The organism is Aureimonas frigidaquae, assembly GCF_001463905.1.
Taxonomy (GTDB): domain Bacteria; phylum Pseudomonadota; class Alphaproteobacteria; order Rhizobiales; family Rhizobiaceae; genus Aureimonas; species Aureimonas frigidaquae.
In genome coordinates this window covers 293,832-319,096 of the sequence record NZ_BBWR01000002.1, presented here as the reverse complement: position 1 = coordinate 319,096, position 25,265 = coordinate 293,832, and the positions used below count along the sequence as shown (strand labels likewise).

Genomic DNA, 25,265 nt, shown 5'->3' with positions numbered 1-25,265 from the left:
CGAATAGTTCAGGTTCGCAAGAGGTTCCATATGGCAGGCAGCGTCAACAAGGTCATTCTGGTCGGCAATCTCGGTGCCGATCCGGAGATTCGCCGCCTCAACTCGGGCGATGCCGTCGTCAACCTGCGCATCGCCACGTCCGAGACCTGGCGTGACCGCCAGTCGGGCGAGCGCAAGGAGCGCACCGAGTGGCACAATGTCGTCATCTTCAACGAGAACCTCGTCAAGGTTGCCGAGCAGTATTTGAAGAAGGGCGCGAAGGTCTATCTCGAGGGCCAGTTGCAGACCCGCTCCTGGGAAGACCAGTCCGGCCAGAAGCGCTACACGACGGAAGTCGTGCTCCAACGCTTCCGTGGTGAGCTTCAGATGCTCGACGGTCGCGGCGAAGGCGGCGGCGGCTTCGAAGGCGGCGGTGGTTACGAGGATCGCGGCGGCGGCGGGGGCGGCGGCAGCCGTGGCGGCGGCGGCGGACGCGGCGGCTACGAGGATCGCGGTGGATCAGGCGGCGGCGGCCGTGGCGGTTATGACGATCGTGGCGGCCGCGGCGGCGGTGGGGGCGGCAGCGACATGGATGATGAGATCCCCTTCTGAGCCACGTTCCCGCATGAACGGCGCGGCGTTGCCGCCGCGCCGTGTCTCAAGACCTGAAGACTATTGCAGCCCGCCCGCGCGGCCGAGACGGCCGACGGGCGGGTCTGATGCGGTCTACTCGCCCGCGTTGATCTGGATATCGTCCACCGCATTTTCGGCCAGCCCGTAGGAGGCGAAGATCTCCTGGTAGCGGCCGCTGTCCTGGAGGCGCTTCAAGGCGCCGGCGACCGCATCGCGGATCTGTTCCCCTTCTTCCGTTTTCACCGTGGGAATGCCGGCCAGCGTCCGGGTGATCGGCGCGCCGATCAACACATAGGTATCGGGTTCCAGCTTCTGGAAATAGGGCAGCGTCTCGTTGCCCTGTACGGCGGCATCGAGCCGCTGGCTGCGCAGCTGCGTGCGTGCGTCCACCGAGCCCTCCGTGCCGACGACATCGATCGGCTCCAGCCCGGCCGCCACGCAGTTGGCTTCGCTCCAGGCCGTGATGTCGGACGGCCAATTGGTGTTGCGCGATGCGCCGACCCGCTTGCCGCAAAGATCGGTCGGCTCCTTGATGCTCCCGGCAAGCTGCGTCAGCGTGTAGAACTGCGCGCCGGACGACATGTAGTCCACGAAGTCCACCGTATCGCGGCGGGAGGCGATGTCCGACATGCCGGCGAGCGCGATATCGACGCGCCCCGTCTGCAGCGAAGGCAGCATCTGGACGAACTCGGTCTCCTGCCATTCGATCTCGACGCCGAGCTCTTCGGCAATGGCGGTGCCGAGGTCGATATCGAGCCCCTGCAGGACGTTTGTGGCCGGGTCCTTGTAGACGATCGGCGCATAGTTCGGGTTGGTCGCGGCGACGATCCGGCCGGCTTCCTTGATCCGGGCGGGGAGTTCCTGTGCGACTGCCGGCACGGCCGTGATGAGGCCAGCGGACAGGACCAGGGCGGCGGCGAGGGGCTGTTTCATATCGGGTTTCCTTGTGGGTTCTTCAGGACAGGACGGCTGCGATGAAGTTGCGTGTGCGCTCTTCCTGCGGGTTCGACAGGACGCGTTCGGGCGGGCCGGCTTCGACGATCCGCCCGGCATCCATGAAGACGACGCGGTCGGCCACTTCGCGGGCGAAGCCCAGCTCATGGGTGACGACGATCATCGTCATGCCCGTGGCGGCCAGATCGCGCATGACGGTGAGCACTTCGCCCACCAGCTCCGGATCGAGGGCCGAGGTCGGCTCGTCGAACAGCATGAGCTTGGGCCGCATGGCAAGCGCACGGGCGATGGCGACGCGCTGCTGCTGGCCGCCCGAAAGCTGGCTCGGATAGGCGCCCGCCTTGTCGGCAAGGCCGACGCGGTCGAGGAGGTCGAGCGCCTCCTGGCGTACCTCCGCCTTGCGCCGCCGGAGCACGGTGACCGGCCCTTCCATCACGTTCTGCAGGACGGTCATGTGGCTGAAAAGGTTGAAGCGCTGGAACACCATGCCGGCCGCGAGCCGCTGCCGCGCAATGGCCTTGTCATCCAGCTCGTAGAGCCTGTCACCATCGCGCCGGTAGCCGGCCAATTCCTGATCGATCAGGATCAGCCCGGCATCGGGCCTCTCGATCTGGTTGAGGCAGCGCAGAAGGGTGGACTTGCCCGAGCCCGAAGGTCCGATGATGCACAGGACCTCGCCGCGCGGCACGGACAGAGCGACATCGTCGAGCGCGCGCAGCGTGCCGAAGGTCTTGGTCAGGCCGAAGGCTTCGACCAGGGGTTTTGCCTGCGCCATGGTTCAACGCCCTCCCTTTGCATAGCCGCGCGAAAAATGGCGCTCCAGGAAGAACTGCCCGACCGACAGGACGGAGACGACGGCGATGTACCAGATGGCCGCCACGATCAGGAGCTCGATGACCCGGCCGTTGGCGAAGTAGATCGTCTGCGCGTTGCGCAGGATTTCCGAATACTGGATGACCGAGGCAAGAGAGGTCAGCTTGACCATCGAGATGAACTCATTGCCGACCGGGGGAATGATGACCCGCATCGCCTGGGGCAGGACGATGCGCCGGAGAACCGCCGGACGCGCCATGCCGATGGCCTGTGCGGCTTCCGTCTGGCCGTGATCGACCGACAGGATGCCCGCGCGCACGACCTCCGCCGTATAGGCGCCCTGGTTGATGCCGAGCCCGAGGAGCGTCGCCACGAAGGGGGTGATGAGGTCCACGGTGCGGAACTCGATCAGGCCGGGGATCCCGATCGTCGGGAAGACGAGCGCCAGATTGAACCACAGCAGCAATTGCAGGATCAGCGGGGTGCCGCGGAAGAACCAGATGTAACCCCGCGCACTGTTGCGCAGGACGGGGTTGGGCGACATGACCATGACGGCGAAGAGCACGCCGAGCGTGATGCCGAGCGCCATGGCGACGATTGCCATGATGATGGTGTTGACGAGGCCCTGCAGGATGGCCGGCGCCGTGAAGAACTGCGCCACGACGGGCCACTCGATCTGCCCGACGGCGAAGGCGCGCACAATGCCCGCCAGCGCCGCCAGGATCAGCGCGGTGGCGAGCCAGCGGCCGTAATGACGGCGGGCGATCACCGTGAGCGGTGCGCCGCTGTGCGGGTCGATCATCGGGGCGCTGTGCGTCATGGCTGCCGGCTCCCACCGGTGGCGAAGGCCCGTGGACCGGCCAGGGCCGCCGCGTAACGCGCGATCTGCCGGCGGACGGCGGCGGGCGCCGTGCCGCCGAAGCCGGAGCGGGCGGCCAGCGCTGCCTCGACACTCAGGTGCTGGCGCACATCGCCATCCAAAGCGGGGTCGATGGCGGCAAGGTCGTCATCGGTCAGGGCGTCGAGGCCGATCGCCTTGTCCTCGCAATAGCGCACCGCGCGGCCGGTGATCTCATGCGCATGCGAAAAGGGAATACCCCGCCGGGCAAGCCAGTCCGCCATTTCGGTGGCAAGGGTGAAGCCCGATGTTGCGGCCTGTGCCATCCGCGCCGTGTCGAAACTCAGCGTGGCGATGAGACCGGTCATGGCGGGAAGGACGAGGTGCAGCGAATCCACCGTCTCGAAGGCCGCGCGCTTATCCTCGATCAGGTCGCGATTATAGGCGAAAGGAAGGCCCTTAAGGGCGATCATCATGGCGTTCAGATTGCCGATCAGCCGCGCGCTGCGTCCGCGCGTCAGCTCGGCGATATCGGGGTTTTTCTTCTGCGGCATGATGGAGGAGCCGGTGGCGAAACGGTCGTCGAGGCGCGCCCATCCGGCCCCTTGCGAACACCAGAGAATGATCTCCTCGCACAGGCGCGACAGGTCGACGCCGATCATGGCGGTCACGAAGAGGAACTCTGCGACATGGTCGCGGCTGCCGACGGCATCGATGGAATTTTCGCAGACGCCATCATAGCCGAGTTCGGCCGCGCTGGCCTGCGGGTCGAGCGCGATGGCGCTGCCGGCAAGGGCGGCCGCGCCGAGCGGGGAGCGCGCCGAGCGCTTGTCCCAGTCCAGGAAGCGGTCCATATCGCGCAGGAGCGCCTGGGCATGGGCGAGAAGCTGATGCCCGAAGACGATGGGCTGCGCTGCCTGCAGGTGGGTAAAGCCGGGGGCCTGCGTCTCGACATGCCGTTCGGCCTGCGCCACGAGCGCCTCGCAAAGCCCGATCAGGCCGGCAACGATATGGCGGGCCTCGTCCCGCAGATAAAGCTTCAGATTGTTCGCGGCCTGGTCGTTGCGCGAGCGACCGGCGCGCAGCTTGCCGCCGAGATCGCCGAGCCGCTCGATCAGAAGCCGCTCGATGAAGGTGTGGATGTCCTCGTCCGAGGGCGCGGGCACCTTGATGCCATCGGCAATGTCGCTTTCGATGGCATCGAGGGCGCGGAGCATGGAGGTGAGTTCATCCGCCGTCAGAATGCCGGCGCGGTTCAACTCCCGCGCATGGGAACGCGAGCCGGCAATATCCTGCGGAAACAACCGCAGATGGCTCGGGTCGGACCGCGAGAAGGCGGTGAGCGCCGGATCGGGCGCGGCGCGAAAGCGCCCGCCCCAAAGGGCTGCCGATGTCATTAGAGTGCCTCCTAAAAGATCATGCACGAAGACTAGGCAGGGACCGGCTGCAACTGGAAATGAAAGTTTTTCACTCCCCGAATTCCATTCTGGCATAGGGCGGTCTAAGCCATCGGTATGACGAGTTTCTCCTCCCGGCTTCCGATCTCCACATCACTCAAGGTTCTGCTGGCGCTTGCCGAACGCGGCTCGACCGTTGCGGCGGCCGATGTGGTGAACCTGTCCCAGAGCGCTGTGAGCAAGCAACTGACAAAGCTGGAGGAGCGGGTCGGCACGGCCCTTTTCCTGCGGGATCCGACCGGCCTGCGGCTGAGCCCGGCGGGGGAGATCTACGTGCGGCAGGCGCGGTTGGCCGTCAAGGCCATGGAGGATGCCGCATTGGAGGTCGCCCGGCTGGCGGGTGACGATCATGTCCTGCGGCTTCACACGCTGCCAATCTTCGGCGACAGGTGGCTCCTGCCGCGTTTCGCGCGCTTTGCCGAGCGCCATCCGCATGTGGATGTGCAGTTCACGAGCTTCCGCACGCCGGGCCAGGCTGAGCCGGACGCGGCCTTTCGGTATGGTGCACCGCCCTTTTCCGGGGAGCATGCCCTGTATGTGAACGGACAGGATGTGCGCCTGGTCGGCGCACCCTCCTATCTGGCCAAGCTCGACATGCTCGGCGCAGAGCGTTGGCTGGCGGCGTCGACCATGCTGGAACATCCCGGCACGCCGAACCGGTGGGCCGATCTCAGGCAGCACGCCACTGGCCTGGACCTTCCCGAGCGGCCCAACCACATCGTCGAGTTCGGCTTTTATACGCTGGTGATCCGCGCCGCCATTGCGGGGCAGGGGCTGGCTTTGATTCCGCGCCGGCTGATTGCCGAGGAACTGGCCGCCGGGCTCCTGCGGGAAGCGGGCGGCATCGGCTTTCGCAGCCCGAACGCCTACTGGTTCACCTGGCCTTCGGAGCGGCCGGCGCGGCCGGCCTTGCGCCTGTTCCACGACTGGCTGGCCGAGGAGGTGGCGCGTGACCGGTCGCCCACCAGCCCGCCAGCGCCGAGCCGGCCGACAGGAGCGCCGCCGCAAGCATGACCCGTTGCATGGCCGCGCCCACGGCCGGCCCGGCGATCCCGCCACCGGTCCCGCTTGCAACTGCCAGCCCCAGGGCCGCGACGGCCAGAAGGCCGCCCGTGCGGGCCGCCACGTTGTTGATGCTGGAGGCGCGGCCGCTCTGCGTATCGGGCACGGCGTCCAGGACGCTCGTGGTCAGCGGCGGGACCGTCAGCACCATGCCGAGGCCGAGGACGATGAGCCCGGGCAGGAAGCCGACGGCGTAGCCGAAGGAAGGGCCGGTTCCCGCCATGATGGCAAAGCCGGCCGCGCAGAGGAGCGGCCCGACCGTCAGCGGCAGCCGCGGCCCGATGTGCTGGGCAAGCCGCCCCGAGCTTGCGGAGAACAGGCCCATCAGGATCGAAATTGGCAGGAGCGCCGCACCGGCCGCCGCTGCAGAGAAGCCCGACGTTTCGATCAGCACCAGGGGCACCATGATCAACCCGCCCGAAAAGGCGGCATAGAGAAGCACCGTCAGAAGATTGGCGCCTGCGAACAGGCGGATTCGGAACATGGAAGGCGGGATCATCGGATCGGCGGACCGGACCTGTTGAAGAGCGAAGCCGACCAGGACGATGAGCCCGGCAATCAGCGCACCGCCGCCCCGCCATCCGGCTCCTTCTCCAAGCGCGATGAGGCCGAAGCTGATCAGGCCGAGCGACAGCGTCGCCAGGGCCGCGCCCGCAAGATCGGCGCGCGGCGGCTGGGACGATTGCGGCTGCGGCGGCGCGGCGCGCAGGAGCCACCATGCACCGGCGGCGAGCGGCAGGTTGATCAGGAACACGCTGGGCCAGCCCAGGGAATCGATCATGAAGCCGCCGATCAGAGGGGCGATGGCCGTCGTCATGGCGCTGGCCGCGGCCCAGATGCCGATGGCACGGCCACGCGCTGCGCCGCTGAAATGATCGGCAATGAGTGCAAGGCTGGCGGGGACCAGCAGCGCCGCAGCCGCGCCCTGCGCCAGCCGCGCCCCGATCAGCACCTCGACACCGGGCGCAAGGGCGCAAAGAAGCGAGGCAAGGCCGAACAGGACAAGCCCGCGCGAAAAGGCCACGGCATGGCCCCAACGGTCGCCCAGCGCACCGGCCGCCAGCATCAGGCTGGCCAGAGTGAGCATATAACCGCTGACGACCCATTGCAGCGCCGAAAAGCTTGCTCCGAGTTGCGCGCCGATCGCTGGCAGCGACACATTCACCACTGCGCCGTCGATGAAGGTCAGACTGGAGCCCAGGATCGTCGCCGCCAGAACGGCCCGCTGCCCGGAGGTGTTCCGCCCGTCATCGGCCATGCGGCCACCCTCCGTTCCCTAGAGGGATGGGAGGATAGGCCTTTCTGGTGCCTGCCGCCATTCAGGAAATGACGTTGCGGATGAAGCGCACCGGCCCCTCGCCACGATTGGCATAGGCGTAGGCCCGGTCGGTGCCGTAGACGGTATAGCTGCCGGCCGGCTGGCGCCGCAGGTCATCGTGCAGTTCGAGGTCGAGCGTGCCTTCGATCACGAAGATCATTTCGTGCCAGCCCTGCGGGTCGGGCTCCGCGTCGTAGCGGTCACCCGGGCCAAGGGTCCAATGCCACATCTGCGCCTCGCGCGCGGCGGGCGCCGAGCACAGGAGTACGGCCGAGCTGCCCGGCGCGGTGCCGCGCCAGGTGACCTGATCGATGTCGTCCTGCGATCCGCGCGCCGGGTCGCGCACCAGGTCCACGAAGCCGACCCCCATGGCGGCAGCCAGCTTGTCGAGGCTCGACAGGCTGATATTGGCCTCGCCCGCTTCCACCGACACGATCATGCGGCGGCTGATGCCGGACGCCTTGGCCAAAGCTGCCTGGCTCAGGCCCGACGCCAGCCGCAGCCGGCGCAGATTGTCCGAAACATGCGCCAGCACATCCGATCCGTCTTGACTGCGCAATATACTGCTCATAAGCTTTCCTAGCTCAGATGCCGCGGCGCATCAAAGGCTTTCTTCCGATCCGGTCCACAGGGACCGGGCGGCATCATTATCGACCCTTGCGATCATGGACCCTTGGACATGAAAGTCGAACCCCCGCGCATCGTCGATGCCGAAATGCTGGACGCGGTGCTCGGGCGGCTCGACCTGCGCGCCGCGCTGAGCACGATGTTCGCGGCTTTGGCCGATGGCGCCGCCGTACAGCCGCCGCAGACGCTCAGCCTGTTCCCGCAGGGCGGTGGGGACGTCATCACCTATCTCGGCGTGCTGGCGCCGCAACGGGTCTTCGGCGCCAAGCTGTCCCCCTATATTCCGGGGCCGAGCGGGGCCATCGTCACCGCCTGGACGATGCTCATGTCCATGGATACGGGCCGGCCGCTTCTCGTGTGCGATGCCGCGCGCCTGACGACCGAGCGCACGGCCGCCACGACCGCTTTGGCCGCCGAGCATCTGGCGGCCGCCGATGCAGGCATCCTGACCGTCGTCGGCGCCGGCCCTGTGGGGCTTGCCCATCTGCGGCATGCGGCGTCGATCCGCCCGTGGCGGGAGGTCCGCCTCGTATCACGCTCCGGCCGGGGGCGGGACGCCGCGCCGCGCACGATCGGCGACGGCACCCCCGTGACCTTCCATACGGATGCCGACGCTGCGGCCCAAGGGGCGGACGTCGTCATGCTTTGCACATCGGCCGCCGCCCCGGTCATCGACATAGCCCGGCTTCCTGCGCGCTGCCTCGTCACCTCGGTCAGCACCAATGCGCCCAGGGCGCACGAGATCGACCCGCAGCTTCTGGGCGCGATGGATGTTTACTGCGACTATCGGCAGACGACGCCCGGTGTTGCCGGCGAGATGGTGCTGGCCACCGAAAGCGGCGTGTGGAGCGCCGACCGGCTGATCGGCGACCTGCCGGAACTCGTGAGCGGGCGCGCGGCGCTGCCGAGCCGCGAGCGCTCGGCCTTCTTCCGCTCGGTCGGCCTTGGCCTTGAAGATATCGCCGCTGCCGCCGCCGTCCTGGCGGTGATGAGCAACTGACACGCTGACGTTACGAACCGCAGGAGAGTGCCATGAAGATCCGGGATTTCGGGGTCGAGATATGGATGAACCGATATGAGACCCAGTGCGAATGGAACCTGGCGGAAACCTGCGTGGAATCGCTGACGGTCCAGGAGCTTCTGTCCATCGCCGGCAAGACGCAGACCATCCTCGACGAACTGCTGCCCATGAAGCTGACCTATGGTGCGATCGAGGGGAGCGACAGGCTGCGCGGCCTGATCGCGTCCCAGTATGAGCGGCAGGAAGCGCGAAACGTCACGATCACCCACGGCGCCATCGGCGCCAATGCGCTCGTCCATGAAACGCTGGTCGAACCGGGCGATCGGGTCATCTCCGTCCTGCCCACCTATCAGCAGCACTACTCCATTCCGGAAAGCTACGGCGCGGATGTGCAGATCCTGAAACTGCGGGCAGAGAACCGGTTCCTGCCCGACCTTGCCGAGCTGCGCGCGCTGGCGACGCCCGGCACCAAGCTCATCGTCATCAACAATCCGAACAACCCGACCGGTTCGCTGATGGACCGCGCCTTCCTGGAAGCCGTCGTGGACATTGCCCGGGGCTGCGGCGCCTGGCTTCTGTGTGACGAGGTCTATCGCGGCATCGACCAGGAAGGTGACGGCGTGACCGCCTCCGTCGCCGACCTCTACGAGAAGGGGATCAGCACCGGCAGCATGTCCAAGGCCTATTCGCTGGCCGGGCTGCGGCTCGGCTGGATCGTCGGGCCCGTCGAGCTTCTGCATGCCGTGTCCATCCACCGCGATTACAACACGATCAGCGTCGGCATGCTCGACGATTATTTCGCGGCCATCGCGCTGGAAAACCGGGACAAGATTCTGGCCCGCAACCAGGCCATCACCCGCACCAATCTCTCGATCCTGTCCGACTGGGTCGATGCGGAACCTTCCATCGACTGGATCAAGCCCCGCTCGGGCACCACGGCGCTTCTGCACTGCGATCTGCCCATAGCGTCGGAGGCCCTGTGCATCGAGCTTCTGGATGAAACCGGTGTCATGCTGACGCCCGGCAGCGCCATGGATATGGAAGGAACGCTGCGCATCGGCTACGCCAATAGCGAGGCGGTGCTTCGCGAGGGACTGAAGCGCATGTCCCGCTTCTTCGAACGCCGCCGCGCCGCGGCCGCCTGAGGCCACGCAGACGATCCGCTCCGTCCCGAAGCCGGGGCGGATTCCTTCACTTTATAGGAGACGAGAATGCGACTTCTTCTGACTGCCCTGACGCTATCGCTCCTGGCCGGAACGGCCGGAGCACAGGATCTGCGGATCGGGACCAGCGCGGACTATCCGCCTTGGGAATCGGTCGATGCCGCAGGCCAGATCGTCGGCTTCGACAAGGATGTCGGGGACGAGATCTGCAAGCGCATCGGGGCGACGTGTTCCTGGCAGAACCAGGCCTATGACGGGCTCCTGCCGGGCCTGCAGATCGGCAAGTTCGATCTCGTCATCTCCGGCGTGTCGATCAACCCGGAACGGGCGGAAAAGGTCGACTTCTCGGTCGCTTATGCCGACGCGCCGAACGCCGTCGTGGTGACGGCCGGTGCCGACGCCGCCTCCGCCAAGACGGCGGCGGAACTGTCGCAGGCGCTTGAGAGCGCGGTGATCGGCGTGCAGACGGGCACGACGCACGAGCAGGTCGTGCGCGCGCATTTCCCCGATGCCGACATCCGCGTCTATGAGCGGCCCGACCAGGTCGCGGACGATCTGGTGGCCGGCCGTATCGACGCCGGGCTCATGGAACGCTCGGCCTGGGAGCCGCTGGTCAAGGACCGTGGCGCGGACAAGCTCGTCTATGCCGGGCCGCTCTTGACCAGTGCCGACTTTGCCGAGTTCGGCAGCGGCCAGGGCGTGGCGCTCAAGAAGGGCAATGCCGAGCTGAAGGGCAAGGTCGACCAAGCCGTGACGGGGATGCTGTCGGACGGAACCATCGCGAAGATTTCCCAGACCTGGTTCGGCTACGATATAGCCAAGAAGTAAGGGTTCACGGGGGGCGGCGCGCGACGCGCCGCCCCACCCATGGCGGAAAGCGGGCATGACAGTCGAACCCGGGATCATCGCGCAGGCGCGGCAGGATCTGGCCGAGCTCGTGGCCATCCGCTCCGTCAGCGCGCGCGGCGAGGCCCTGGAATCCTGCGCGACCAAGGTCGAAAGCCTGTTGGCGGAAGCGGGGTTCAAGACCGAGCGCCACCCTGGCGGGACCGCACCCTTCATCGTCGCGCAGACGGGCGAAGGGCCATTTACCCTCGTCATATACAATCATTACGACGTGCAGCCCGAAGAGCCGCTGGACCTCTGGTCGAGCCCGCCCTTCGACCTGACGGAGCGCGATGGCCGGCTTTACGGCCGCGGTGCCGCCGACGACAAGGGGGAGTTCGTCAGCCGCCTGGCCGGCTGGCGCGCCTTCCGTGCGCAGCATCCCGCGCCGCTGAACTTTCGTCTGATCTGGGTTCTGGAAGGCGAGGAAGAGATCGGCAGTCCGAACCTCGACCGCTTCGTGCAACGGCGCTTTGCCGATACGCGGGCCGATCTGTGCTGGTGGGAATATGGCGAGGTCGATGCCGGCGGACGGCCGGTCGTCCTGATGGGCTTCAAGGGCATTCTGGCGATCGACCTCAAGTGCCGGACGGCGATGAGCGATCTCCACTCCAGTCTCGGCGTCGTCTTCGACAATCCGCTCTGGCGGATGGCCGCCGCCATCACCTCCATGCGCGATGCGCACGGGACCATATTGATCGACGGGTTCGACGCCGCAGTCGAGCCGCCGGAAGCCCGTGTTGCCGGGCTCGTCGCAAAGCCACCCTACAGCCTCGACGCGCTGCGGAGCGAAACGGGCGGCGAGCGTCTGCTCGAGGGAGTGGATAGAGACAATTTCTACGCCCGCCTCAACCTGAGCCCCTGCCTGAACGTCAACGGGATCCATGGCGGTTATGGCGGGGAAGGGACCAAGACGGTGCTGCCCTGCGAAGCCTTCGCCAAGCTCGATTTCCGCCTCGTGCCGGGGCAGGATCCCAAGGTGATGGCGCGGCTCGTCCGGCAGCATCTGGACCGCCACGGCTTCGACGACGTGGAGATGACCGTCCTTGACGACGAAATGCTCGCCGTGCGCAGCGACCCCGCGCATTGGGCGGTCGCGGCGGGCGAGCGGCTCCTGCACACATGGTTCGGCCAGCCGCCCATCATCCAGCCGAGCAGCCCGGCCACGGGCCCGGCCTACAGCTTCGTCCACCGCATGGGGGCGACGCTCTTCGGCGCGGGGCTGACCCATCATGGCGCAAGGCTGCATGCGCCGGACGAGAATATCCGCATCGACCAGTTCGAGATGATGATCGGCTTTGCCGGCGATTTCTTCGCCTGCCTGTCGCAGAGATGCGCCGAGGGCAGTGACGGGCACCAAGGGGGTGGCGCATGATCGAGGCGCTGATACTCTACTACCCGCAGCTCCTGCAGGGGCTCGGCGTGACGCTGGTGGTCGCGGCCGGCAGTTTCGTCACCGGCTTCCTGGCCGCCCTCATCATGGCGCCGGTGGCCGTGTTCGGCCCGGCGCCCCTGCAACGTATCATCGCGGCCTATGTCGGGCTGATCCGGGGCCTGCCCGAACTCCTCGTCATCTTTCTGGTCTTCTATGGCGGGACGGTCTTTCTGACATGGCTCGTCGGCGACTATGTGGAAGTGAACGCGCTGACAGCCGGCATCGTGGCCCTGTCTGCCGTGTCCGCAGCTTACTTGACGGAAATCCTGCGCGGGGCGCTGAACAGCGTGCCGGATGGCCAGTGGGAGGCCGCGCTGGCGCTCGGGCTCCACCGCCCCCGCGCCTTCCGGCTTGTCATCCTGCCGCAGTTGATGGCGCGGGCACTGCCCGGGCTCGGCAACCAGTGGCTCGTCATCCTGAAGGAAAGCGCGCTCGTATCCGTGGTCGGGCTCGAGGAGCTGATGCGCAAATCCGTCGTGTCGGCCGGCGCCACCCATGAGCCGCTGGCCTTCTATCTGGCGGCCGCGGCGCTCTACGTGCTGATCACCGGCCTGTCCACCCTGGCGATGGATGCCTATCGCCGCCGCCTTTCGCCCCAGACGCGGTGATCCCCATGTCCGTCGATCTTTTCCTGCCGGCCTTCCAGACGATCATGACAGGGTTCCAGCTCACGCTGGTCATCACGCTGGCGGCGTTCGTGCTGGGCCAGGTGCTCGCCCTGCCGCTGGCCTTGGCGCGCAATGCGCAAAGCCCCTGGTTGCGCCGCCCGGCAGCCACATACACATTCGCCGTCCGGGGCAGCCCGCTGCTGGTTCAGCTTTTCCTGGTCTATTACGGCCTCGGGCAGATCGAGGCGATCCGCGACAGCATTTTCTGGCCGATCCTTCGCAGCGCCGTCTATTGCTCGATCCTGACCATCGGGCTGAACTCGGCGGCCTATATGGCCGAACTCCTGGCCGGCGCCTTGCGCCAACTGCCGCCCGGCCAGGTCGAGGCCGGCCAGGCGCTGGGGCTCGGGCGTTTCGCGCTGCTCGTGCGGGTGGTCCTGCCACAGGTGTACAGGTCCGTCCTTCCGGCCATCGGCAACGAGATCATCCTGGTCATGAAAGGGTCAACGCTTGCCAGCGCCGTCACCGTCATGGAAATGACCGGCGCTGCCCGGACCTTCGTGACCCGCACCTACGCGCCCTTCGAGACATTCCTGATCGCCGGGGCGATCTACCTTTTGCTCGGCGCCCTTTTCGGCAAGGTCTTCGGCCTTCTGGAACGGCGCGTCGCCATTCCGGGCCGCTGATCATGAGCTTCTCCATGGCCCCGTCACGGGGGCTTTCCACCGGCGTCGCGCTCTGCCTCGTGTCGATCCTCTGCATCCAGCTCGGCTCGGCACTGTCTGCCGGCCTGATCCGGGAGATCGGCCCCGCAACGGCCGCCTTCCTGCGCTTTTCTGTGGCGGCTGTCGTGCTGGCCCTCGTGGTGCGGCCGCGTTTCCTGGCCTTCGACCGCCGGCAATGGACGGCAGCGGTCGGGCTCGGCATCGCCATGGCCGGCATGACATTCTGCTTCTTTTCGGCGATCGAGCGCATCCCCCTGGGTCTTGCCGTGGCAATCGACTTTCTCGGACCGCTTGCCGTCGCCGCCTTCGGGCTCGGCGGATGGCGGCTCGTCTGGCCTGCGGCGGCTTTCATCGGGGTGCTGTTCCTGTCCCATGACGGGACGGGCTGGGTCGGCGAACCCTTGGGGATGCTCTTTGCCGCTGGCGCGGGCACGGGTTGGGCAGCCTATATCATCCTGATGAAGCGCAGCTCCGTCCTATTCGAGGGGCTGGACGGGCTTGCGGCGTCCCTTCTGGTGGCGGCCCTGGCCAGTGCGCCCTTCGGCATCCTGTCGGCACGGTCCGGGCTGAGCGTCGATATGTTCGGGGCGATCGTCGGCATCGCCTTCCTGGTGCCGCTGCTTCCCTATGCGATGGAGTTGACGGCCCTGCGCCGCATGCCGGTCGTCGCCTTCGGCATTCTGATGAGCCTGGAGCCTGCTGCGGCATCCCTTGTCGGTGCCGCCATGCTGGACCAGCCGCTGGCCCTGTTGCAGATCGTCGGAACGGCGCTCGTGGTTGTGGCGAGTGTCGGCGTCACCCTGTCGGGCCGACAGGGTGACGCGGCCTGACAGGATCAGGCGCCATCGCCCCGGGCGGTGCGTGCCTCTCCGAAAAAGAAGGGCCGCAGGCGCACGCCGATCACATTGCCCGCAAAGGCCGCCACGGCCCACAGCCAGCCATGCAGGCTGCCCGATGCGATACCGGAGAAATAGGCGCCGATATTGCAGCCATAGGCGATCCGCGCGCCATAGCCGAGGAGGAGGCCGCCCAGGACGGCCGCCAGGAGCGAGCGCAGCGGAATGCGCAGCGAGGGGGCGAAGCGCCCGGCGAGCGAAGCCGCCAGCATCGCACCGGCAATGATGCCGAAGTTCATGACGGAGGTGATGTCCGCAAAGACGCTTTCACTCAAGGCGCGTGCATTGCCCGGCATCTGCCAGTAGGCCCAGGCCGTCGGGTCGATGCCGACGAGCTGCGATGCCTTCGCACCCCACAGGGCAAAGGCCGAGGTGATGCCCCAGGGCCGGCCGGCCAGGGCAAGCGTGACGAAGTTCAGAACGGCCAGCGCGACGGCACCGAAGACCAGCGGCCAGGGGCCGCGCAGATAGCGCGCCAGGCCATGGCGCGGGCTGGGTGGCGCGGCTTCAAGCTGGCCGTTGCGCCGCCGCTCGACGAGGACGGTCAGTCCGGCGATGGCCGCGAAGATGGCAAGCGACACGGCGATGCCGAGCGGCGCGCCGAGCGACACCAGCGTGACGGGCTGGAAGCCGGGCAGGGACACCCACCAGTCGAAGTTGATCGTCGCCAGCACCGAGCCGACAATGAAGAAGAGAAGCGTCACGAGCATGCGTGCATTGCCGCCGCCGGCCGTAAACAGCGTTCCCGACGCGCAACCACCCCCCAGTTGCATGCCGATGCCGAAGATAAAGGCCCCGACAAGCACCGAGGTGGAGAGCGGTGAGACGTTGCCGCGAACCTCCATGCCGAAGAGGCTGCCGGATGAGAGGACGGGAAAGAACAGGACGACGGCAAGTGCCAGGAGCACCATCTGGGCCCGCAGCCCGCGGCCACGACCCTCGCTGATGAACACACGCCAGGCGGAGGTGAAGCCGAAGGCGGCATGGTACAGCGCCAGCCCCAGGGCACCGCCCACCAGGAACAGCGCGGCCTGGCGCGCGCCGAAGGTCAGGCCAAGCGCCAGCGTGCCGAGAAGCAGCGCCGCGGCCGCGCCAAAGCCGGACAGGCCCAGAGACGGCGCGGCGATATCCCGCGTCGGTGCGGTTATGGAAGACATGATGTCATATCCCGGAATGAATATCGGTACATCCGGGTAGATAGTATGGTTACATTATGGTTTCGAAGAATGGCGTTGCGTAATTCGGCCTTGGACCGGAACAGGCTTTCACGCTGCCGCTCCGGCGACCCAATGGCCCGGGGCGATTTCGGCCAATGCGCCGGAGGGGGTGGGCAGCTCGCCGCCGGCAGGCGCGGCTCCGCCATGGCGCCGGCGCGGCCGAGCTGCGGGATCGGGCACCGGCACGGCCTCGATCAGCCTTTGCGTGTAGGGATGACGCGGATCGTTGAAGAGCACGTCGCGCGGCGCGGTCTCCACGATGCGCCCGTTCAGCATGACCGCCACCCGGTCCGAGATGTTTTCGACCACGGCCATGTCGTGGCTGATGAACAGGTAGGCGATGCCGAACTCGGCCTGCAGGACACGCAGGAGATCCAGGACGCGCGCCTTGACGGAAACGTCGAGCGCCGACACGCTTTCATCGGCCACGATCAGCCGGGGCCGGAGCGCCAGTGCGCGGGCAATGGCCAGGCGCTGCCGCTGGCCGCCGGAGAATTCGTGCGGGTAGCGTCCCATCGCATCCTGCGGCAGGCCGACGCGAGCGAACAGGTCTGCCACGCGGTCGCGGCGTTCGGGCAGGGTTCCGATACGATGGATGTCGAGCGGCTCGCGGACGAGATCGCCCGCTGTCATGCGTGGGTCCAGCGAGGCGTAGGGATCCTGGAAGATCATGGACAGATCGCGCCGCGCTTGGCGGGCGGAGGCCGCGTCGCGCCCCGACAGGGGCGCCCCGGCCAAGATGACCTCTCCGCCGAAGGGCACGAGCCCCATCAGCGCACGCGCCGTCGTGGATTTGCCGCAGCCCGATTCCCCCACCAGGCTGAACGTCTCACCCGCTGCGACTTGGAAGGACACGCCCTTGACCGCCTGGACCGGCGACGCCTTGCGGATGAGAAGCCCGGACTGGCCGGGATAGCTGACCGTCAACCCGCGCACGTCGAGCACGGGCGCGGCCGGCGCAAGCTGGCGCGTGGGCTGGTGGCCGGGTCCGGCGCCGATCCGTGGAACGGCCGCGAGGAGGTCCCGTGCATAAGCTGTCTCCTGCGCGCGGAAGAAGGCGGCAGTGGTGTTCTCCTCAACCTTGCGGCCGTGCCGCATGACAACGACACGCGCACCCATCTGCGCCACGACGCCCATATCGTGCGTGATCAGAAGAATGGCCGTGCCAAGGTCGGATTGCAGCTCGCGCAGGAGATCGAGCACCTGGGCCTGCACCGTGACGTCGAGCGCCGTGGTCGGCTCGTCGGCGATCAGGACATCCGGGCGCAGCATCAAGGCCATGGCGATCATGACGCGCTGGCGCTGGCCGCCGGACATTTCATGCGGGTAGGCGCCCATGCGCTCGGCAGCACGCGGTATGCGCACGGCGTCGAGCGCGGAAATGGCCATGCGGCGCGCCTCCGCGGCCGGGACACCGCGATGCGCCAGGACGGTTTCCGTCAATTGCCGCCCGATCGTCAGGACCGGGTTCAGCGAGGTCATCGGCTCCTGAAAGATCATCGCAATGCGCGCGCCGCGGATGGCCTGCATCTGCGGTTCGGCCAGCTGCGTCAGCTCCTGGCCGGCCAGACGGATCGAGCCGGCGGCAAGCCGGGTGGCCGGCCGCGGCAAAAGACCCATGATTGCCAGTGAGGTAACGGATTTTCCTGATCCGGATTCTCCGGCAAGGCAGAGTGTCTCGCCCCGTTGGAGGGAAAAGCTCAGGCCGTCGACGACGGCGCGCGGATGCCGCGTGCCGCCGACCGTGACCGTCAGGTCCGCAACATCGAGCAATGGCCCGGCTTCGACCGTCCTGTCCATCATTCGAACACGCAGCGTGGGAAGTAGAAGGACACGACCCAGTTCGGCTGGTCCACGATCTCGCTGATCCGCAGGTCCCCGCAGGTCGATACGAGCATATAGGCATCCACCGGGTTGAGGTTGTACCGCCCCGCCAGGAGCTCCACCATGTCGGCAACGGCCTGGCGCGCGCCCTCCATCAGGTCGGCGCCGACACCCGTCGTCACCTCGTAGCCCTTGGCGTCGAGATGCCGCGTCACCGGACCTTGCGTCGTGAAACGCGGCATCTTCAGCCGGGCATCCTTGACGAGGTCGAGCGTCAGGACGACGTTCATAGGGCTTTCGATGGCCGTGCCGCAGACTTCGCCGTCGCCCTGGGCGGCATGCGTATCGCCCACGGAGAAGAGCGCCCCGGCAACCTCCACCGGCAGGTAGAGAACCGTCCCCGCCGACAGATCGCGGATATCGAGATTGCCGCCCACCCGGCGCGGCGGCACGACGGAATGGTGGCCCGGCTCGGCCGGGGCCACGCCGATCGTTCCGGCGAAAGGCTTGAGCGGCACGCGCCCATGCACGCCGAAGGCGGCCGGCGCCAGCGATGCCGCATCATAGGACCAGAGCGCCAGCGCCGGCTCGGTGAACTGATCGGCCAGAAGGCCGAAGCCGGGGATATTCGCCGTCCAGCCGAAGCCGGACGGTTTGAACTCCTCGATCGTGATCTTCAAGGCATCGCCGGGTTCGGCCCCGTCCACGTGGATGGGACCGGTCACCGGGTTGATGCGGCCGAAATCCAGCGCGGCGATGTCCGCCACGCCGGACTGCGCCGTCAACTGCCCGCCGGAGGAATCATGACACTGGAACTCGATGCGCGCGCCGGGCGCCACCCGCTCGGCGGGCGGCAAAGAATTGTCCCAGCCATAATGGAAGTGGCGACCGTGGATCGTATAGTCGCAATTACTGCACATCGCTGACGCTCACATAATCGTAGTTGATCGGGATGTGGACCGGATCGACGAAGAGGTTGTCCGCTCCCTGCATGCGGGCACTCTTCATGGTGAAGCGCTGCTCGTTGAAGACGGGCACCCAGGGCGCATCCTTCATGATGTCGGTGTAGATCGAGCCCCAGGCGGCGTAGCGTTCCTCGGCGCGGGCCGGATCGACGATGGCGTCCGCCTCGGCCGCCCGGGCGTCGAGCGCCTCGTTGCAGTACCAGGACCAGTTCCAGCCGCCGGGCACCGCGCCGGCGCAGCCGAGGATCGGGCCGTAGAAGTTGCTCGGATCCGGGAAGTCGGCGATCCAGGCCATGCCTCCGGACCAGATCATCGGCGCGCCGTCCTCTGTGCCGCCGGCCTCGATCACGTTGGCCTGCGCCAGCGAGCGGATCGATGCCCGGATGCCGATGGCGGCCAGATCCTGCTGGATCGCCTGGGCGATGCGCGGCTGCGGATCGGTGTTCATGACGTAGAGCTCGGTGTCGAAACCATCGGCAAGGCCGGCTTCCGCCAGAAGCGCCTTTGCGCCTTCCGGATCGTAGGCATAGCCCTCATAGTCCTTGACGTAACCCGGCATGGACGGGGGCAGGGGCTGGTTGGCCGGGACCGCACGCCCGTTGATGATCTGGACGATACGGTCCTTGTTGATGGCCATGTTCACGGCCTTGCGCACGGGCAGCTTGTCGAAGGGCTCCATCCGCACGTTCATCGTGACATAGCCGGTGTGGAGCTGGCCGCCTTCCACCACACGGGCCTTCTGTTCCGGATCGTTCATGACCTCCTGGAACTTGGCGGGCGGGATGCCGTCGCCCGGAATGTCGACCTCTCCCTGCTGCAGGCGCAGCAGCGCGACGATGGGCTCCTGCCCGATCTGGAAGGTGATGCTGTCCAGATACGGCACGCCCTGGCGCCAGTAGTTTGCGTTCTTTTCGAAGACGAGCTGCTGGCCGAGCGTCCAGTCGGCCAGTTTGAAGGCGCCCGTGCCGACCGGGTGCCGGCCGAAATCGGGGCCGAACTCTTCCACCGCCTCACGTGGGACGACATGGGCGAAGTTCAGTGCCATCACATGCAGGAAGGTCGCATCGGGCCGCGAAAGCTCGATCCGCACCGTCCGGGCATCGGGCGTCGTCACGCCGGACAGGCTCGTCGCCTTGCCGGTGGCCACATCGTCATAGCCCTTGATGGACCCGAAGAAGCCGGCGCCCGGGCTTTGCGTTTCCGGGTTGGTCACCCTGTCCAGCGTGTATTTGACGTCCTCGGCCGTCAGGGCGCGGCCATTGTGGAATGTCACCCCGTCCCGCAGGTGGAAGGTGAAGACCGTGCCGTCGTCGGAGATCTCGTAGCTTTCGGCAAGGTCGGGGCGCAGCTCCGTGGTGCCCGGCTCGTAGTCCATGAGCGCGTCGAAGAGGCTCTTGATCATCGACCAGTTCTGCCAGTCGTAGCCGATGGCCGGGTCGAGCGTGGCGACATCGTCCTTGTAGGTAATGACGATATCGCCGCCCGCCTTGGGAGCGGCCTCCTGCGCGATGGCCGGCGCTCCGACGGCGAGGATGGCGGCGAGGGCGGTGGACAGGATGGAGGTTCGGAAGGTTCGGGTCACGCGATGCTCCTTGTTAGGAAGGCAGGGGACGACAGATCACCTGAGCTTGATGCGGGGGTCGATGAAGGGGGCAAGAAGGTCCGCGACGAGATTGCCGAGGACGATGGCGAAGGCGGACACCAGCGTGACGCCCATGATGATGGGAATGTCGACGCGCTGGATGGCCTGCCAGGCGAGCTGGCCGATACCCGGCCAGCCGAAGACGCTTTCCACCACGACGATGCCGCTCATGAAGACGCCGATGTCGATGCCGATCATGGCGACGATCGGCAGCAGGGCGTTGGGCAGTGCGTGCCGGAACAGAACGACGCGGCGCGACAGGCCCTTGGCACGGGCCGTGCGGATGAAGTCCTGGCGCAGGACGTCGATCATCGACGAGCGGACCATGCGGGCATACCAGCCGGCCCCCAATATGCCGAGCGTCAGCGCCGGCAGGACGATATGGGCCGCGCTTCCGTAGCCCGAGATCGGCAGCAATCCGAGCCGCACGCCGAAGACATAGAGAAGCAGAAGGCCGACCACGAATTGTGGGGCAGACACGCCGACGAAGGAGCCGACCATCAAAGCGCGGTCCGTTACGGTGCCGCGCCGCACGGCCGCCCAGAGGCCCATGGTCACGCCGATCAGCAATTCGCACAGGATGCCCGCGCCCATCAGGATCAGCGTCGCGGGCAGGCGGGCTGCGATCAACTCGCTGACCTCCGAGCGCTGCAGGTAGGAGCGGCCGAGATCGCCCTGCAGGAGATTGGCGAGGTAGCGGCCATACTGGACGAAGAATGGCTGGTCGAGGCCGAGCTGCGCCCGGATGTTGGCGACCGTCTGCGGCGTGGCAGAGCGGCCGGCGATCTGGCGGACGGGATCGGCGGGCAGCCAGTAGAGCAGCGCGAAGGTGATGGCCGATACGCCGAGGAGGATCAGCGCCGCCTGGACGAGGCGGCGTGCGATGTACAGGGCCATCAGTCACGCCCCCGCTCGGTCGGATCGAGCACGTCGCGCAGCGCGTCGCCCACGAGGTTGAAGGCCAGCGCCACGATCAGGATTGCCGCGCCGGGAAAGAAGACCAGCCAGGGGGCGACCTGGAAGTAGGTCTGGTTCTCGAAGATGATGTTGCCCCAGGACGCCATGGGCGGCTGAACGCCGACGCCGAGATAGGAGAGCGTGGCTTCCAGTAGCACTGTGGTGGAGATGCCGAGCGTACCCCACACGATCACTGTGGACAGGAGGTGGGGCAGGATATGCCGGAACAGGATGCGCGGGCCCGACGCGCCGAGGGTGCGTTCGGCCGCAATGAACTCCCGTTCGGCGATGGCGCTCGTCTCGGTATAGATGACGCGGGCCACCTGCACCCAGTTGACCAGCGCAATGACGAGCGCGACGATCCACAGGCTCGGGCGCAGGATGGCCGCCAGACAGATGGCCAGGAGCAGCGCCGGGAAGGACATCATCAGGTCCGTGAAGCGCATCAGCACCGCGCCGGTCCATCCGCGGACATAGCCCGCCGTCACCCCGACCATCGTGCCGATCAGAAGGGCTGCGCCATTCGCCACCACGCCGATGAGCAGGGATGTCCGGGCCCCGTAAAGCATGCGGGACAGAAGATCCCGGCCCAGGAGGTCGCTGCCAAGCCAGTAGGTGGCGTTGGGCGCCAGGGGCTCGCCGGTCAAGGACAGCGCGTCGAAGAACTGCGCGTTCGGATCGAAGGGCGCGATGACGGGGGCGAGCAGGGCCGCAGCCACCGTGCCGAAAATGATCGCCAGGCCCGCCACAGCCAGCGGACGGCGCAGGAGACGCTTCATCACCCCCTGAGGCGGTGGCCCGCCGGTGGCGACGGTCATGTCAAAGGCGACGGGTTCGCTCACGCGCACCTCCCGCGGATGGTCCGGCAACCAGGGTCGCCGCTGCCTGTTCGATGGTGATGCGCCGGTCCATGGCGGTGCGCCGCAGCCGGTCATAGGCCTCAGCCTCGCTCAGGCCCTCATGGGTCAGGCGCAGCAGCGCCTGCAGCACGGTGCGCCGCTCATCGACCTGCGCGCGCAGCGCGGCGATCTCACGCATCAGGCCGGCGCGTTCGTCGAAGCGCTGACGCGCGATGACGAGCGCGGCATAGACGCCCGAATTGCGCAGCGGCTTGGTCAGGTGCGCGTCCGCCCGCTGGCGCAACGCCCATTCGATCCGACCCGGGGCCTCGCTGCCCATCATGGCGATAAGCGGCATCGGCGCTTGCCCGGTCGGCCATGGCATCTGCTGGTCGAAGCCCATATCGGCATCGAAGAAGACGAAGTCCGCCAGCATGGCTTGCGGCGGGAGCTCGGGCCAGGCGGCGGTCGTCTCCAGGCCGATGGCACCGAGCTGGCGGATCAGCGTGGTGCAGTCCTGGTGCTCACGGTGCAGGACAAAGGCCTGCGCGCCGCCAAGATGCGGAATGCCGACGCCCGTCCTCATGAGACCACCCGCAAGGGGCGCTCTGCCAGGGGGCCGCGCGCATCGTGATGGGAAAGGTAGGGATCGGGTGCGATGGGCTCGCGGCTCTGCCAGACCGGCACGAAACGATTCCCCGTGATGCGCCCGACCAGAACCGGAAGGTGGCTGTGCTGCGTCCGCGCGTCGATTTGCAGGCGACCGAGCGGCGTCTGGTGGACGCGCGTCCCGATGAAGCGCCGCAGCGCGGCCGGGTCCGCGCTGTCCGCAGCCTCGATAAGATCGGCAAGCACCAGCACGCTGGCATGCGCGGCCGCTTCCATCGACGAGCGGGGTGGCTGGAGATCGGCGAAATAGGGGCCAACGACGAGATGGCCCTCCGCAGCGCCGGCCAAAGCCGGCAGTTCCGTCTCCATCAGATCGCAGCTCAGCACCGGGCAGCGATCCGGCCGGAAGGCGGGATCCTCCCGCCCGAGCTCGGCGAGTGCGCGCAGCAGCGCATAGGATGACTGGCCGATCATGTTGTTGACGATCAACGTGGGGCGGGTCGCGCGGATCTCTGCAATGATGCGCGAGACATCGCCATCGCCCACCGGCAGGAAGCGTTCGCCCAGAATGCGCCCGTTCCACGCGCCCACGATCTCCCGCGCGACACGGTTGTTCTCCCAGCCCCAGACGTAATTCGATCCAAGCAGGAAAACCTCCCGGCCATGGCGCGGCAGCGCGTAGTTGAGCAGCGGCACGATATGCTGGTTCGGGCAGGCATGGGTGTAGATGACCCGTTCATTCGCCTCGAACCCTTCATAGGGTGCGGCGTACCAGAGCATGGCCTCGTGACGTTCCATGAGCGGGATCACTTCCTTGCGGGACGAGGAGGTCACGCAACCGACAATGTGCCGGAGCCCGCCGATCTGCAACAGCTCGGCGCAGAGCGGGCCATAGGCGTCGGCCCGGCTCCCGGGGTCGCGCTCCTGCGGCTCGAAGCGGATCGTCCGGCGCGGATCCGCGTTGACGGCCTCGATGCCGGCCATGGCGCCGTCGTGGCTTGTCCTCGACAGGAGCGCGTAATCGCCGCTGCGCGAGAACAGGATGCCGAGGGGAATGGGCCGTCGCATGTCTGACCTGCCAATAAAAAGCCCCGCACACCGCATGGTCATGCGGTGAACGGGGCGCGAATGCCGTGGCCCGAAGGCCTATGTGACAGCGATGATACGAGAGACGGCATGAGCGTCAAGTTGCATTTGCTGCACGCAGCGCGTGTGCCTTCCATTTGATCACAATGGCGACGGACCGTTCAGCCTTTGGCGCGCAAAGCGCCGTTTATGATGCAAGCCAAGCGCATTATGTGACGTAGAACGGAAAATCGCCCGGCCGCAGCGCCGCAGGCAGAGGTCAAGAATCATGAAGTCGATCGGCTTTCTATCCTTCGGGCACTGGTCGCCGGCGCAGGGGTCGGGCACGCGCTCGGCCGCCGACGCGCTCCTGCAATCCATCGAACTTGCGGTGGCCGCCGAGGAGCTCGGCGCCGATGGCGCCTATTTCCGCGTGCACCATTTTGCGCGGCAACTGGCCTCGCCCTTTCCGCTGCTGGCCGCGGCCGCTGCAAAGACCCGCAGAATAGAACTCGGCACCGCCGTGATCGACATGCGTTACGAGAACCCCCTCTATATGGCGGAGGATGCGGGCGCTGCGGATCTCATTTCAGGCGGCCGCCTGCAACTGGGCATCAGCCGCGGCTCGCCCGAGCAGGTGATCGATGGCTGGCGCTACTTCGGCTATCAGCCGGCCGAGGGGCAGGACGCCTCGGACATGGCGCGCAGCCATGCCGAGGTTCTGCTGGAGGTGCTGAAGGGGAACGGCTTTGCCGAACCGAACCCGCAGCCCATGTTCCCGAACCCGCCCGGCCGCCTGCGGCTCGAGCCCCATGCGCCGGGCCTGCGCGACAGGATCTGGTGGGGCGCGTCCTCCAACGCGACGGCCGTCTGGGCTGCTCAGCAGGGTATGAACCTCCAGAGTTCGACCCTGAAGACGGACGAAAGCGGGAAACCGTTCCATATCCAGCAAGCCGAGCAGATACAGGCCTTTCGCGCGGCATGGGCACAAGCGGGCCATGCGCGCACGCCGCGCGTCTCGGTCAGCCGGAGCATCTTTGCCATCACCGATGAACGGGACCGTGCCTATTTCGGCCAGCGGTCCGGTGGTTCGGACCAGATCGGCATCATCGACGATACGCGATCGGTCTTCGGGCGAAGCTATGCGGCCGAACCGGATGTGCTCATCGAACAGCTTGCGGGTGATGAAGCCATCGCCGCCGCCGACACGCTGCTCCTGACCGTGCCGAACCAACTCGGGGTCGAGTACAACGCCCATGTGATCGAGCAGATCCTGACCCATGTCGCGCCCGCGCTCGGCTGGCGTTAGGGCAGAAGCCGAGCCACATTCTTACAGGCTTGGCATTGCCTCAACTAGTCGTGTCACCTATATACAAAGCATCGAATTTGGTCTGCGGTTTACATGGCGCTCAGCACGGCGCCCATTTTACTCCTTTCATATTCGACTCCACGCTCGGCCTGCATTTGGGCATGGTCGCATCATCTTTGTGAACGGACGCAAAATGGCTACCGGTACTGTAAAATTCTTCAACACCACCAAGGGCTTCGGCTTTATTACCCCGGATGAGGGCGGCAGCGACGTGTTCGTGCACGCCACGGCAGTCGAGCGTGCGGGCCTGCCGCAGCTCCAGGAAGGGCAGAAGATCGGCTACGAGGTCGTCACCGACCGCCGCACCGGCCGCGCTTCCGCCGACAACCTTCAGTCTGCTTGAATGGTGTCCCAGGTGCCCATG

The 25,265-nt window shown here is 66.8% G+C and carries 24 protein-coding genes and 1 pseudogene; 11 read left to right on the top strand and 14 right to left on the bottom strand.

Annotation, left to right across the window (positions count from 1 at the left end; translation table 11 throughout):
• The first annotated feature begins 30 nt into the window (after nucleotides 1–30).
• Nucleotides 31–591, top strand: coding sequence for a single-stranded DNA-binding protein (gene ssb, locus AUL30_RS01540; RefSeq protein ID WP_062226071.1), 561 nt, complete (start codon nucleotides 31–33; stop codon nucleotides 589–591).
• A 114-nt stretch (nucleotides 592–705) separates the two neighbouring features.
• On the opposite strand, the gene AUL30_RS01535 is transcribed toward ssb, so the two are convergent.
• Genes AUL30_RS01535 through argH form a run of 4 tightly spaced genes read right to left on the bottom strand, consistent with a single transcriptional unit; the run spans nucleotide 706 to nucleotide 4,614 of the window.
• The gene (locus AUL30_RS01535) at nucleotides 706–1,545 is read right to left on the bottom strand and encodes an ABC transporter substrate-binding protein (RefSeq protein ID WP_062226070.1); all 840 of its coding nucleotides are present in this window, start codon (nucleotides 1,543–1,545) and stop codon (nucleotides 706–708) included.
• Between the two features lie 22 nt (nucleotides 1,546–1,567).
• Complete coding sequence (locus AUL30_RS01530) at nucleotides 1,568–2,341, bottom strand: amino acid ABC transporter ATP-binding protein (protein WP_062226069.1); 774 nt, start codon at nucleotides 2,339–2,341, stop codon at nucleotides 1,568–1,570.
• 3 nt (nucleotides 2,342–2,344) lie between these two features.
• On the bottom strand, nucleotides 2,345–3,181 hold the full coding sequence (locus AUL30_RS01525; protein ID WP_062226498.1) for an amino acid ABC transporter permease: 837 nt from the start codon (nucleotides 3,179–3,181) through the stop codon (nucleotides 2,345–2,347).
• Nucleotides 3,182–3,195: 14 nt separating this feature from the next.
• A complete protein-coding gene (gene argH, locus AUL30_RS01520; RefSeq protein WP_062226068.1) occupies nucleotides 3,196–4,614 on the bottom strand; it encodes an argininosuccinate lyase in 1,419 nt (472 codons plus the stop codon).
• 117 nt (nucleotides 4,615–4,731) lie between these two features.
• Between argH and AUL30_RS19160 the strand changes: the two genes are divergently transcribed.
• Nucleotides 4,732–5,688 carry a LysR family transcriptional regulator gene (locus AUL30_RS19160; protein ID WP_083507599.1) on the top strand — a complete coding sequence of 319 codons (957 nt, stop codon included), beginning with the start codon at nucleotides 4,732–4,734 and terminating at the stop codon, nucleotides 5,686–5,688.
• Nucleotides 5,689–5,782: 94 nt separating this feature from the next.
• Here the strand turns inward: AUL30_RS19160 and AUL30_RS20040 are convergent.
• Together AUL30_RS20040 and AUL30_RS01505 are read right to left on the bottom strand one after the other, a co-directional pair.
• Nucleotides 5,783–6,994 (bottom strand): annotated as a pseudogene (locus tag AUL30_RS20040) (MFS transporter); the annotation flags it as partial.
• A 61-nt stretch (nucleotides 6,995–7,055) separates the two neighbouring features.
• Entirely contained in the window at nucleotides 7,056–7,625 is a 570-nt protein-coding gene (locus AUL30_RS01505) for a helix-turn-helix domain-containing protein (RefSeq protein ID WP_062226065.1), read from the bottom strand.
• Nucleotides 7,626–7,733: 108 nt separating this feature from the next.
• Here AUL30_RS01505 and AUL30_RS01500 point away from each other — a divergent pair, with 108 nt between their 5' ends.
• From AUL30_RS01500 to AUL30_RS01470, 7 genes are all read left to right on the top strand, one after another.
• Nucleotides 7,734–8,681 (top strand): ornithine cyclodeaminase, encoded by a 948-nt coding sequence (locus AUL30_RS01500; protein ID WP_062226064.1) that lies wholly within the window; start codon nucleotides 7,734–7,736, stop codon nucleotides 8,679–8,681.
• A 32-nt stretch (nucleotides 8,682–8,713) separates the two neighbouring features.
• A complete protein-coding gene (locus tag AUL30_RS01495; RefSeq protein WP_062226063.1) occupies nucleotides 8,714–9,847 on the top strand; it encodes an aminotransferase in 1,134 nt (377 codons plus the stop codon).
• Between the two features lie 66 nt (nucleotides 9,848–9,913).
• Nucleotides 9,914–10,693, top strand: coding sequence for a transporter substrate-binding domain-containing protein (locus tag AUL30_RS01490; RefSeq protein WP_062226062.1), 780 nt, complete (start codon nucleotides 9,914–9,916; stop codon nucleotides 10,691–10,693).
• A 55-nt stretch (nucleotides 10,694–10,748) separates the two neighbouring features.
• Complete coding sequence (locus AUL30_RS01485) at nucleotides 10,749–12,125, top strand: M20/M25/M40 family metallo-hydrolase (protein WP_062226061.1); 1,377 nt, start codon at nucleotides 10,749–10,751, stop codon at nucleotides 12,123–12,125.
• Entirely contained in the window at nucleotides 12,122–12,793 is a 672-nt protein-coding gene (locus AUL30_RS01480; protein ID WP_062226060.1) for an ABC transporter permease subunit, read from the top strand. The genes AUL30_RS01485 and AUL30_RS01480 overlap by 4 nt, the downstream gene beginning before the upstream one ends.
• Nucleotides 12,794–12,798: 5 nt before the next feature.
• Nucleotides 12,799–13,479 (top strand): ABC transporter permease, encoded by a 681-nt coding sequence (locus AUL30_RS01475; RefSeq protein WP_062226497.1) that lies wholly within the window; start codon nucleotides 12,799–12,801, stop codon nucleotides 13,477–13,479.
• A 2-nt stretch (nucleotides 13,480–13,481) separates the two neighbouring features.
• Nucleotides 13,482–14,348, top strand: coding sequence for an EamA family transporter (locus AUL30_RS01470; RefSeq protein WP_062226059.1), 867 nt, complete (start codon nucleotides 13,482–13,484; stop codon nucleotides 14,346–14,348).
• A gap of 5 nt (nucleotides 14,349–14,353) precedes the next feature.
• Here AUL30_RS01470 and AUL30_RS01465 read toward each other — a convergent pair whose 3' ends face one another.
• From AUL30_RS01465 to AUL30_RS01430, 8 genes are all read right to left on the bottom strand, one after another.
• A complete protein-coding gene (locus tag AUL30_RS01465) occupies nucleotides 14,354–15,571 on the bottom strand; it encodes a YeeE/YedE family protein (protein WP_062226057.1) in 1,218 nt (405 codons plus the stop codon).
• A 108-nt stretch (nucleotides 15,572–15,679) separates the two neighbouring features.
• Nucleotides 15,680–17,434: an ABC transporter ATP-binding protein gene (locus AUL30_RS01460; protein WP_157069804.1), complete on the bottom strand. Its 1,755-nt coding sequence runs from the start codon at nucleotides 17,432–17,434 to the stop codon at nucleotides 15,680–15,682.
• Nucleotides 17,431–18,375, bottom strand: a complete 945-nt coding sequence (locus tag AUL30_RS01455) for an acetamidase/formamidase family protein (RefSeq protein ID WP_062226053.1) — start codon at nucleotides 18,373–18,375, stop codon at nucleotides 17,431–17,433. Before AUL30_RS01455 ends, AUL30_RS01460 begins: the two co-directional genes overlap by 4 nt.
• Complete coding sequence (locus AUL30_RS01450; protein WP_244490699.1) at nucleotides 18,365–19,954, bottom strand: ABC transporter substrate-binding protein; 1,590 nt, start codon at nucleotides 19,952–19,954, stop codon at nucleotides 18,365–18,367. The genes AUL30_RS01455 and AUL30_RS01450 overlap by 11 nt, the downstream gene beginning before the upstream one ends.
• A gap of 84 nt (nucleotides 19,955–20,038) precedes the next feature.
• On the bottom strand, nucleotides 20,039–20,959 hold the full coding sequence (locus tag AUL30_RS01445; protein WP_062226049.1) for an ABC transporter permease: 921 nt from the start codon (nucleotides 20,957–20,959) through the stop codon (nucleotides 20,039–20,041).
• Nucleotides 20,959–21,837 (bottom strand): ABC transporter permease, encoded by an 879-nt coding sequence (locus tag AUL30_RS01440; RefSeq protein ID WP_062226496.1) that lies wholly within the window; start codon nucleotides 21,835–21,837, stop codon nucleotides 20,959–20,961. Before AUL30_RS01440 ends, AUL30_RS01445 begins: the two co-directional genes overlap by 1 nt.
• A gap of 1 nt (nucleotide 21,838) precedes the next feature.
• Nucleotides 21,839–22,444: an ANTAR domain-containing response regulator gene (locus tag AUL30_RS01435; protein ID WP_062226047.1), complete on the bottom strand. Its 606-nt coding sequence runs from the start codon at nucleotides 22,442–22,444 to the stop codon at nucleotides 21,839–21,841.
• The gene (locus tag AUL30_RS01430) at nucleotides 22,441–23,535 is read right to left on the bottom strand and encodes a transporter substrate-binding protein (RefSeq protein ID WP_062226044.1); all 1,095 of its coding nucleotides are present in this window, start codon (nucleotides 23,533–23,535) and stop codon (nucleotides 22,441–22,443) included. The genes AUL30_RS01435 and AUL30_RS01430 overlap by 4 nt, the downstream gene beginning before the upstream one ends.
• A gap of 286 nt (nucleotides 23,536–23,821) precedes the next feature.
• Between AUL30_RS01430 and AUL30_RS01425 the strand changes: the two genes are divergently transcribed.
• Together AUL30_RS01425 and AUL30_RS01420 are read left to right on the top strand one after the other, a co-directional pair.
• Entirely contained in the window at nucleotides 23,822–24,841 is a 1,020-nt protein-coding gene (locus AUL30_RS01425; RefSeq protein ID WP_062226042.1) for an LLM class flavin-dependent oxidoreductase, read from the top strand.
• A gap of 193 nt (nucleotides 24,842–25,034) precedes the next feature.
• On the top strand, nucleotides 25,035–25,244 hold the full coding sequence (locus AUL30_RS01420) for a cold-shock protein (protein ID WP_062226041.1): 210 nt from the start codon (nucleotides 25,035–25,037) through the stop codon (nucleotides 25,242–25,244).
• Nucleotides 25,245–25,265: the final 21 nt, after the last annotated feature.

Bases quoted from the DNA above. Each gene is read 5' to 3' on its own strand.
- ssb (WP_062226071.1), top strand. From the start codon at position 31: ATGGCAGGCAGCGTCAACAAGGTCATTCTGGTCGGCAATCTCGGTGCC.
- AUL30_RS01535 (WP_062226070.1), bottom strand. From the start codon at position 1,545: ATGAAACAGCCCCTCGCCGCCGCCCTGGTCCTGTCCGCTGGCCTCATC.
- AUL30_RS01530 (WP_062226069.1), bottom strand. From the start codon at position 2,341: ATGGCGCAGGCAAAACCCCTGGTCGAAGCCTTCGGCCTGACCAAGACC.
- AUL30_RS01525 (WP_062226498.1), bottom strand. From the start codon at position 3,181: ATGATCGACCCGCACAGCGGCGCACCGCTCACGGTGATCGCCCGCCGT.
- argH (WP_062226068.1), bottom strand. From the start codon at position 4,614: ATGACATCGGCAGCCCTTTGGGGCGGGCGCTTTCGCGCCGCGCCCGAT.
- AUL30_RS19160 (WP_083507599.1), top strand. From the start codon at position 4,732: ATGACGAGTTTCTCCTCCCGGCTTCCGATCTCCACATCACTCAAGGTT.
- AUL30_RS01505 (WP_062226065.1), bottom strand. From the start codon at position 7,625: ATGAGCAGTATATTGCGCAGTCAAGACGGATCGGATGTGCTGGCGCAT.
- AUL30_RS01500 (WP_062226064.1), top strand. From the start codon at position 7,734: ATGAAAGTCGAACCCCCGCGCATCGTCGATGCCGAAATGCTGGACGCG.
- AUL30_RS01495 (WP_062226063.1), top strand. From the start codon at position 8,714: ATGAAGATCCGGGATTTCGGGGTCGAGATATGGATGAACCGATATGAG.
- AUL30_RS01490 (WP_062226062.1), top strand. From the start codon at position 9,914: ATGCGACTTCTTCTGACTGCCCTGACGCTATCGCTCCTGGCCGGAACG.
- AUL30_RS01485 (WP_062226061.1), top strand. From the start codon at position 10,749: ATGACAGTCGAACCCGGGATCATCGCGCAGGCGCGGCAGGATCTGGCC.
- AUL30_RS01480 (WP_062226060.1), top strand. From the start codon at position 12,122: ATGATCGAGGCGCTGATACTCTACTACCCGCAGCTCCTGCAGGGGCTC.
- AUL30_RS01475 (WP_062226497.1), top strand. From the start codon at position 12,799: ATGTCCGTCGATCTTTTCCTGCCGGCCTTCCAGACGATCATGACAGGG.
- AUL30_RS01470 (WP_062226059.1), top strand. From the start codon at position 13,482: ATGAGCTTCTCCATGGCCCCGTCACGGGGGCTTTCCACCGGCGTCGCG.
- AUL30_RS01465 (WP_062226057.1), bottom strand. From the start codon at position 15,571: ATGTCTTCCATAACCGCACCGACGCGGGATATCGCCGCGCCGTCTCTG.
- AUL30_RS01460 (WP_157069804.1), bottom strand. From the start codon at position 17,434: ATGATGGACAGGACGGTCGAAGCCGGGCCATTGCTCGATGTTGCGGAC.
- AUL30_RS01455 (WP_062226053.1), bottom strand. From the start codon at position 18,375: ATGTGCAGTAATTGCGACTATACGATCCACGGTCGCCACTTCCATTAT.
- AUL30_RS01445 (WP_062226049.1), bottom strand. From the start codon at position 20,959: ATGGCCCTGTACATCGCACGCCGCCTCGTCCAGGCGGCGCTGATCCTC.
- AUL30_RS01440 (WP_062226496.1), bottom strand. From the start codon at position 21,837: ATGACCGTCGCCACCGGCGGGCCACCGCCTCAGGGGGTGATGAAGCGT.
- AUL30_RS01435 (WP_062226047.1), bottom strand. From the start codon at position 22,444: ATGAGGACGGGCGTCGGCATTCCGCATCTTGGCGGCGCGCAGGCCTTT.
- AUL30_RS01430 (WP_062226044.1), bottom strand. From the start codon at position 23,535: ATGCGACGGCCCATTCCCCTCGGCATCCTGTTCTCGCGCAGCGGCGAT.
- AUL30_RS01425 (WP_062226042.1), top strand. From the start codon at position 23,822: ATGAAGTCGATCGGCTTTCTATCCTTCGGGCACTGGTCGCCGGCGCAG.
- AUL30_RS01420 (WP_062226041.1), top strand. From the start codon at position 25,035: ATGGCTACCGGTACTGTAAAATTCTTCAACACCACCAAGGGCTTCGGC.